Raw genomic sequence first — 7887 nt, forward strand, 5'->3', positions numbered from 1 at the left:
TCCCTACGATCTGTGGGTGAGACAAGTTGATTCCATTCGACAGGAGATTCGCACGCAAGCCAAGGATTTTCTTGAGAGCGTACGTGTGGCTGCCATGACCACAACGCGAGCGATCTTCACGCGGGACTTGCTCAGGGAACTCGGCTCCTACGATCTGCTCGTTTTTGACGAGGCGAGCCAGGTTGGTCAGGCCCACGCTATGGCGTTGATGCCACTCGGCCAACGGATAATCTTCGCCGGGGACCCCAAGCAACTCGCGCCGATTGTGATTTCCGGATCTCCAGAGGCACAGCGATGGCTGGGTGAGTCCATGTTTAGGGACTTGAAGTCAAACCCCCGCTCAACGTTCTTGCTCGATCAGCAATCACGAATGGCAGAACCGATCTGCCGAATCATCAGCGACGTCTTCTATGACGGAAAGCTCACAGTTGCGACTGACAGCCTTGCTGACCCGCAATGGACTTCTTATCGACGGGTTCGCCCCCCTTCGAGTCCTGTCTCAGTTGTGATGGTGGCCGAGGATGGAACCTGGTCACAGAACTTTCGAGGTCCGATTCGATACGAGTCCGCCTTGAAGATTTGCGAAGTTGTAGCGGTTCTTGCGGCGCAGCGAGATGAATCTGACATCTTGGTTTTGACTCCATTTCGCGCTCAGCGGACACTGATCCGATTAAAGTTACGAGAGGCCGGGTTGGGCAAAGTTCGCGTCAGTACAGTCCATCGAGCTCAAGGGAGTGAGCAATACGCGATTGTGTTTGACCCTGTCGTTGGCAACAACCCATTTTTGAAGACTCCCGATGCTCCCCGTTTGGTGAACGTCGCACTTAGCCGAGCCAAAGCGCGACTCGTGCTCTGCCTCAGCCCCGATGATTTCAAGAATCCATTGATCGCGAAGGTTGTACGGGCCATTGATCGGCAGCAGTCAAGCATCTGCCGTCCTATCGAGGAATTCGCGCGACATAGCGACTTCCCTGCCAACGCGCTCGGCCAACTTGTGAAGATTAACTCATTTGTTGGGCGAGTTATCGGAACTCCGAGTCAAAACAAGCTCCCGATTCTCGACTCGATGTCAGGTGAAGTCGTACACTACATGGTTGATACACTGACTGAGGCATGTCAGAAGAAGCTCTCTGGATCTGCAATTCGGTCAAGCGTCTCGGCAACGACCTCACCACCTCCACGATTCTATAGTGACCTGTCCATTGGAGAGGTTGTCGAATGTTCGGTATTCAAGGTCAACTAGGGTGGATTAGATGTTCGAGTCAACACACTGCGGGGATTCCTTCCGGCGAGTCATTTGGATCTACGAGGGACCACGTCGATGGACGATTTCGTTGGCAGGAAAATGGCCGTGCGAACCATCGACGTCGATCCGCAGGAACGGAATCTCGTTGTCAGCCAGCGAGCGATCCTGATTGAACAATTTGAAGAAGCTGCCACGTTGTTCTGGACGCAGGTGCAAGTCGGTCAGCGGTACTCCGGAACCGTTGCAGCCATCAAAGACTATGGTGCCATCATCGACCTGGGAGGCGTCACGGGATTCCTGCACATCAGAGAAATGACCTGGACGCGACTCAAACATCCTTTGGACCTTTTACAACAGTGGCAGCCAGTTGACGTCGTTGTCTTGTCGGTGGACCGCACAAAACAGCGAGTGAGCCTTGGAATGCGTCAACTTTCGGCCAATCCGTGGTCGGGCATCGAAACTCGCTATCGAGTTGGAAACAACTTGGTTGGGAAGGTAAGCCGCACGTCCGAGTTTGGCGCGTTTGTCGAACTTGAACCGGGAATCGAAGGGTTGATCCACATCAGCGAACTCGATCATCAGCGGGTCCGAAAGGTCAGCGATGTGGTTAAAGTTGGCCAGAAGGTTCACGTTCGGGTGTTGGAGATCCAGCCTGATCGACAGCGGATCAGCCTTTCCCTCAAGGCGCTCCAACAAAGTTCAGAAACAGACGCCGCAGATGTACAGAAAACCAGTGTGCACAGAAAAGCAAAGACGGGACCGCTACGCGGGAGGCTTGACTCGCGGAAGTGACACAACTGTGCAGATTCACAATTCCTTCTCGTAGAACTCTGTCACCCAAATGTAGGATTGGATGTCGATCATGTCACGAGGATTCAAGTCAGCAACTTCTTCGGAAAGAGCCTCTGCGAAGCGAAGAAGGCACGAGTAGGTCAGCCAATTCAGTTCCGGCTTATAATTTAATGAGAACCGACGTCGCTTCGCCGCGGCCTTCGTAACTTCCGGCTTCAGATAGATGTGCTCTTTGGGGAGTGCCAAAAAGGGAAAGATGGTCGCGATCGTCCATTTGTACGGAGAGGTTTGTTTTGACGTCAGAGTTGCCAGATCCAGTCCGAATTCCTCAAATCGATTTTGGAAGTCGCCTTCTCCATAGATCAGCTCGAAAAGGCCCCAGGCAAACATCGGCGCAGCTTTGTCTCGCGTGAACGCCTCACGGAGAGCTGACTTCTCGAACGGGCTGAGCATCAGACTCGTTTTGGACTCGACTTGCAGCGCACGACGACAGATTTCCTGGAACTGCTCGGTGTCCAGCAAGTTCTCGAGTTCCTCTCGGTTCAGGAGGTCACACCATGTCCCGTACGCGGCGATCTTGTAATTTCGTTCGTCCGTCAAGTATTTCGGATCACTGAATCCACCGGGAAACAAACGAAGGAATTTGTCTTTGGAGGCTTCAGCGGTCATGACTGCTCTCGTCGAGTTCAAGAGTGGCGGTTTGTCCTGTCGCTGCATTTTGCTCAATGGGTTTGATGGAGCCCGGGAGGCGCTGACTGGCGAATGTTCTGATCGCGATGTGAACTCTTTTCACTGCGTGACAATCCGCCCTTCGAGTAGCTTAATACCTTCATCACACAGATGGCGTCAGTTTCTGCATCGCCGCTGCCAGCGTTTTCGTAGCCGTTTCCAGATGGCTTCAGTCGCCTCGCCCCGCTGCACCTTGCCGCCAACTTCATCTTCACTTTTGAGTTGCTCACTGATTATCTGACGAGCTTCCTCAGCCGACTTTTCTCTGGACTAGCGAACGCTGGCCTTCATGTCATGATCCTTGGTTTCAATTTGTTCATCGGCACAACAGTGTGGACGTGCCATGCCCCTTGACTGAATCGCCGTAAACGTGAAACATCTTCTTCTGCGTCTGAATAACTTGGGGAACTCCATTCTCCTGAAACCACTTGAGGGCTGAAAAATCGCGTGTCTTTTGGATCTGTGCGAGAGTCAGGTCGTGGGTCGCCACCGCCTTCAGCCGCTCCTTCTCCGCATATGGTAAACGTGAAACTTGAAGGGCTTGATACTCGGGTGTCTTTGAAAAGCCGGGGAACAAGAGTGTTTTCGCGAGTGCGAAGCGATCATCAACGATGACGATCGGGCAATAACCCACACGGTAGTACGGCTCTCCCAACTTTGGATCGAGTTTGTCTTCGCCCAACACTTCGGTGACGTAGTGTGATGACCACATTCGTTCGGTGCAGTAATCGAAGAATGTGAACGCCAGTCCCCCGTCACGAAGCGTGCACGGCTCATAGTTCGCACATAGATCCATGAAAGCAAAGAACTCACCAACGCCCGTGTAACTGAATGGCTGGTGAACTGTCCGCTCGCCAATTCTCTTCATGGCCTCATTGGAGAAGGCAACAGTGAACCGCTGGCCATCCAACTCGATCTGCGGCTCTCGTCTCGAATAGCACAGGGTGCTGCCTGCGTGCCTATGTGAAAGCAGCGAGTAGAACTGAACAAGGATTGCCGTGCCGCGATAAAGGAACCGGACATTGTTGATCGGCAGGAAATTCTTGCGGTCCGATTCAGGAATCTTGCCAAAAATGGTCTCGCCAACAGAAACCCACCAAAGAAAGTCCCCTCGCATTGAATGTGGAGTCTGGACTCCGTTGGCTTGGTTTTCCTTCATCGCACGCCGGATCATTTCTACAGGATATGCCGCGCCGAATTTCTTCATGTCTTTGAACGCAGTTCGGTCCATCGGATGAAGTTCAGTGAAGCGGAACTGCCGGATGGCATCTTTGATGAGCGCAACGAACGCAGGATCAGTCTGGGATTCCGTTTCGTCGAAAACGAAGTCTGGATACACGGATCGTAGCTTTAGCGACTCTTCGTGATCTCGCTTCGACTTAGACTTTTCTTCGAGCTTTTTCTTACGTCGCTGATCTTTGCTGTTTTTCTTCATTCATCGCCACCATCATTGCCAGAGGTCCACCGGAAACATCGTCTTCAGAATATCTCGCATTGTGATGCTCTCGGGCTTGTCCCACTCCACGGGAAGCCCTACCCCGAGCGTATCTCGCAATCACACGTTTCGCCATGAATTGCAGGTCCCCTGTGTTTGTTTCCCAGTGGAAGAATTGGTAAGGTTTGCACTGTCTGCGGCAATCGACCCTTTCGAGGCATTTGTGAGGCTCGGTCATGACCGTCAAAGAAGTTTATGTGAAGGTCCACGAGGCAGCGGAAATCCTTGGGGTCGCTCCGAATACCGTGCGCAAGTGGGGTGCGGAAGGCAAGATTCCTGAACACAGGCATCCGATCAACCACTACCGACTTTACAAACGCGAGGATCTGAATCAGGTGCTTCAAAATCTGGAGCGATCGACAACGCGGCACAAGCCGCCGCGACGAGCGAAGTGAGGGCTGATCGAATTGATGAGTTTGATTCGTCAGAAGCATTCGAGGCGACGAGGAACCGATGTCGAAGGCGGGCAACTGGATCACTGTGACCGAATCGACGTATCCCTGGGAAAGGGATGCGCTGAACTTCGTGCGCGAGCAGTTTCCGTCAAACGATCCGTATCGAGCCTGGTCCAATTTTGAGTTCATTGCCGATGACGGCAGTATCAATGAAGTTGATCTGCTGGTCTTCACGCCGCAAGGTTTCTTTCTCATCGAAATCAAGAGCAACCCCGGTCGCCTGTATGGTGATGCCGGGACTTGGACGTGGGATGCGGACGGCAAACTGAAGACGGTGGACAACCCACTGTTGGCCACCAACCTGAAAGCCAAAAAGCTCCGATCCCTTCTGGAGCGACAGAAAGCGGCACAAAAGAAAGGCAAGCTGCCGTATGTCGAGGCGCTCGTTTTCTGCTCAGCTCCCGACCTTCACTGTGAGCTGCAAGGCAATTCACGATTCCATGTCTGTCTCCGCGACCGAGCGGCAGCCGGCGAAACTCCCGAACGCCCCGGCATTTTGGCCGCGATCAAGCGTCGTGAATGTCCAGGGTTAGACTCCTATGCCAAGGGCACCTTTGACCGCCCCATGATGAAGGTCGTCAGTCAGGCGATGGAGCAGGCTGGTATCCGTCCCTCCCAGCGCAATCGGAAGGTCAGCGACTACGTCCTCGAACAGATCATCGACGAAGGGCCGGGATATCAGGATTGGCGGGCCAGTCATAGTCAGGTCGCTGAATCAAAGCGTCGCGTCCGTCTGTACCTGGTTCGCACTGAAGCCACCGTCGAAGACCGAAAGCGGATTGAACGAGCTGCCCTCCGCGAGTTCCAGATTCTCGAAACGCTGGGGCATCCTGGCATCCTGAAGGTCAATAACTTCACCGAACATGAAGTCGGCCCGGCGTTGCTGTTCGAGCACGACCCTACCAGCATCCGCCTTGACCATTACCTGGCCCAGCGGAAAGACAAGCTGACCATCGACGAACAGTTGAATCTCGTGCGGCAGATTGCCGAAGTCGTGCGTTACGCTCACGAGAAGAAGGTCGTCCATCGCGCACTTTGTCCGCAGAGCATCCTGGTGACTCACGTCGCCGGTCACCCGCGATTGAAAGTCTTCAACTGGCAAGTCGGATATCGCCAGGGCACTTCGACCTCCGGAGTCTCGCGCACCGTTTCGGCGACGTCTCACGTCGACCAACTCGTTGAAGACGCCAGCAAGGCATACATGGCCCCAGAAGCGCTCACGGATGACAATACAGGTGAACATCTGGACGTCTTTTCGCTCGGTGCCATCGCGTATCACGTATTCTCCGGTGTTGCGCCCGCCGCGGACGGCCTGGAACTCAGCAACAAGCTCCGTGGGACAACCGGCCTGCCGATCAGCTCGGTGATGAATGGTGCCGGTGAATGGTTGCAAATGCTGGTGCAGGAGGCCACGAATCCCATAGTCAGTAATCGGACCGATTCGGTCGTTGATTTCCTGGCCACACTCGATGAAGTTGAAAACGAACTGACTTCGCCGGTCCATGACTTCGTCGACGACCCGACACAAGCCCAGATCGGTGATGTCATCGAGGGGGGCTACACCGTGATTCGCCGCTTGGGCCAGGGAGCGTGTTCCGTAGCCCTCCTCGTCGAGCGTGACGGTCAGGATTACGTGCTCAAGGTTGCTTCCGACCCCGAACTCAATGTGCGTCTGCGTGACGAGATCGAAGTTCTCAACAAACTGCGACACGCCCACATCGTCGAGTTTTATCAAGCTCTGGAACTTGGTGACCGCGTCGCCTTCTTAATGCACCCGGTCTATGCAGATCGACAAAAGAAGCTGGTTGAAACCCTCGGTGAGCGGTTGCGCAAGGATGGACGGCTGCACGTCGATCTGCTGCAACGCTTCGGCGAGGATCTGCTCGACGTCGTCAATTACCTGGAAGAACAAGGCATCCCGCATCGCGACATCAAGCCTCACAACATTGCTGTCGGCAGCGTCGGTCGCGGCAACAAGCTCCATCTCGTCCTGTTCGATTTCTCGCTTTCACGTACCCCGCCAGACAATATCCGCGCCGGCACCAGCGGCTATCTCGATCCCTTGCTGCCACTCCGCAAGCCCCCGCGCTGGGATCTGCATGCCGAACGCTATGCCGCCGCTGTCACACTCTACGAACTGGCGACGGGGTCGTTGCCGAAATGGGGTGATGGAGCGACCGATCCGTCGCATCTGAGTCCGGAAACCGAGATCACCATCGACAGCGAAGCGTTTGAGGCCAGCCTTCGAGAACCGCTGACCGAATTCTTCGCCACCGCCTTCCGCCGTAACATCAACGATCGCTTCGACAATTGCGAAACAATGCTCGGCGAGTGGCGGGAGTGTTTCAAAGGGATCGACGAGAGCGGCACGCTTTCCGACCATGCGGATGAGTCGCAACTTCGCGAAATGCTGGCCGATGCCACATTCGACACGCACATCGGAGAGTTGGGCCTGGGAACAAGAGCCTCCAACGCGCTCGATTTGCGAAACATCCTGACGGTCGAAGATTTGCTGACTGTTCCGCTCCGCAGAATCGCCCGTTTTCGCGGCGTTGGTAACAAGACACGGCGCGAAATTGCCGTCGCTGTGAAGATTCTTCGCGAGCGCCTTGGCACGCCGAATCGCGAGCAGCCGCTCGTCCCCGAAGACGATGAAGCTCAGGCAGATACTAGCGACGTCGGCAACCTCAGTGTCGACCTCATCGCCGACCGCATCCTCAAGACCGGAGTCCGCGAGGGCGAAACATTCCAGCAGGTCTGCCAACTTCTGCTGGGACTCGACCCAGCGATCGTCGATTGCTGGCCCAGTCAATCCGACGTCGCTCGTGTGGTGGACGTCACACGGGCTCGAATCGGTCAGATCATCGGTAAAATGCAAGATCGCTGGGGTAAGGAGCCGACTCTTACTCGCCTGAGAGACGATCTTGCCGAGCTGATCGTCGGGCAAGGCGGGGTGATGTCTACTGGGGAGCTCGGTGAGGCAGTTCTTTTGGCGCGCGGCTCCTCTCTGGATGAACCAAAGCGATCAAAACTTGCTGCTGCTATTGTCCGTGCCTGCGTCGAAGTCGAACGGGCGATGACCAATCCCCGCTTCATCGTTCGCCGCGACGGCAGTCTTGTCCTGATCGCCTTGAATGCAGAACTTGCCGATTACGCTCGTCGATTGGGGG

6 protein-coding genes are annotated in these 7887 nt (G+C 54.9%); 4 read left to right on the forward strand and 2 right to left on the reverse strand.

What is annotated here, in order from left to right:
* Positions 1 to 1243, forward strand: a 1243-nt coding sequence (locus tag VGE80_RS03810; protein ID WP_440591729.1) for a DEAD/DEAH box helicase, incomplete at its 5' end; no start/stop codon positions are given.
* Between the two features lie 108 nt (positions 1244 to 1351).
* Entirely contained in the window at positions 1352 to 2038 is a 687-nt protein-coding gene (locus VGE80_RS03815; protein ID WP_440591730.1) for a S1 RNA-binding domain-containing protein, read from the forward strand.
* A gap of 15 nt (positions 2039 to 2053) precedes the next feature.
* Here the strand turns inward: VGE80_RS03815 and VGE80_RS03820 are convergent, their stop codons facing one another.
* Together VGE80_RS03820 and VGE80_RS03825 are read right to left on the reverse strand one after the other, a co-directional pair.
* Positions 2054 to 2707 carry a hypothetical protein gene (locus VGE80_RS03820; protein ID WP_440591731.1) on the reverse strand — a complete coding sequence of 218 codons (654 nt, stop codon included), beginning with the start codon at positions 2705 to 2707 and terminating at the stop codon, positions 2054 to 2056.
* Positions 2708 to 3083: 376 nt separating this feature from the next.
* The gene (locus tag VGE80_RS03825; protein WP_440591732.1) at positions 3084 to 4202 is read right to left on the reverse strand and encodes a hypothetical protein; all 1119 of its coding nucleotides are present in this window, start codon (positions 4200 to 4202) and stop codon (positions 3084 to 3086) included.
* 236 nt (positions 4203 to 4438) lie between these two features.
* Between VGE80_RS03825 and VGE80_RS03830 the strand changes: the two genes are divergently transcribed.
* Positions 4439 to 4657, forward strand: coding sequence for a helix-turn-helix domain-containing protein (locus tag VGE80_RS03830; protein WP_440591733.1), 219 nt, complete (start codon positions 4439 to 4441; stop codon positions 4655 to 4657).
* Positions 4658 to 4715: 58 nt separating this feature from the next.
* On the forward strand, positions 4716 to 7887 hold a 3172-nt coding region (gene pglW / locus VGE80_RS03835), incomplete at its 3' end, for a BREX system serine/threonine kinase PglW (RefSeq protein WP_440591734.1).

The sequence above is a fragment of the Schlesneria sp. genome, from assembly GCF_036405755.1.
GTDB classification, from domain to species: Bacteria; Planctomycetota; Planctomycetia; order Planctomycetales; family Planctomycetaceae; genus Schlesneria; species Schlesneria sphaerica.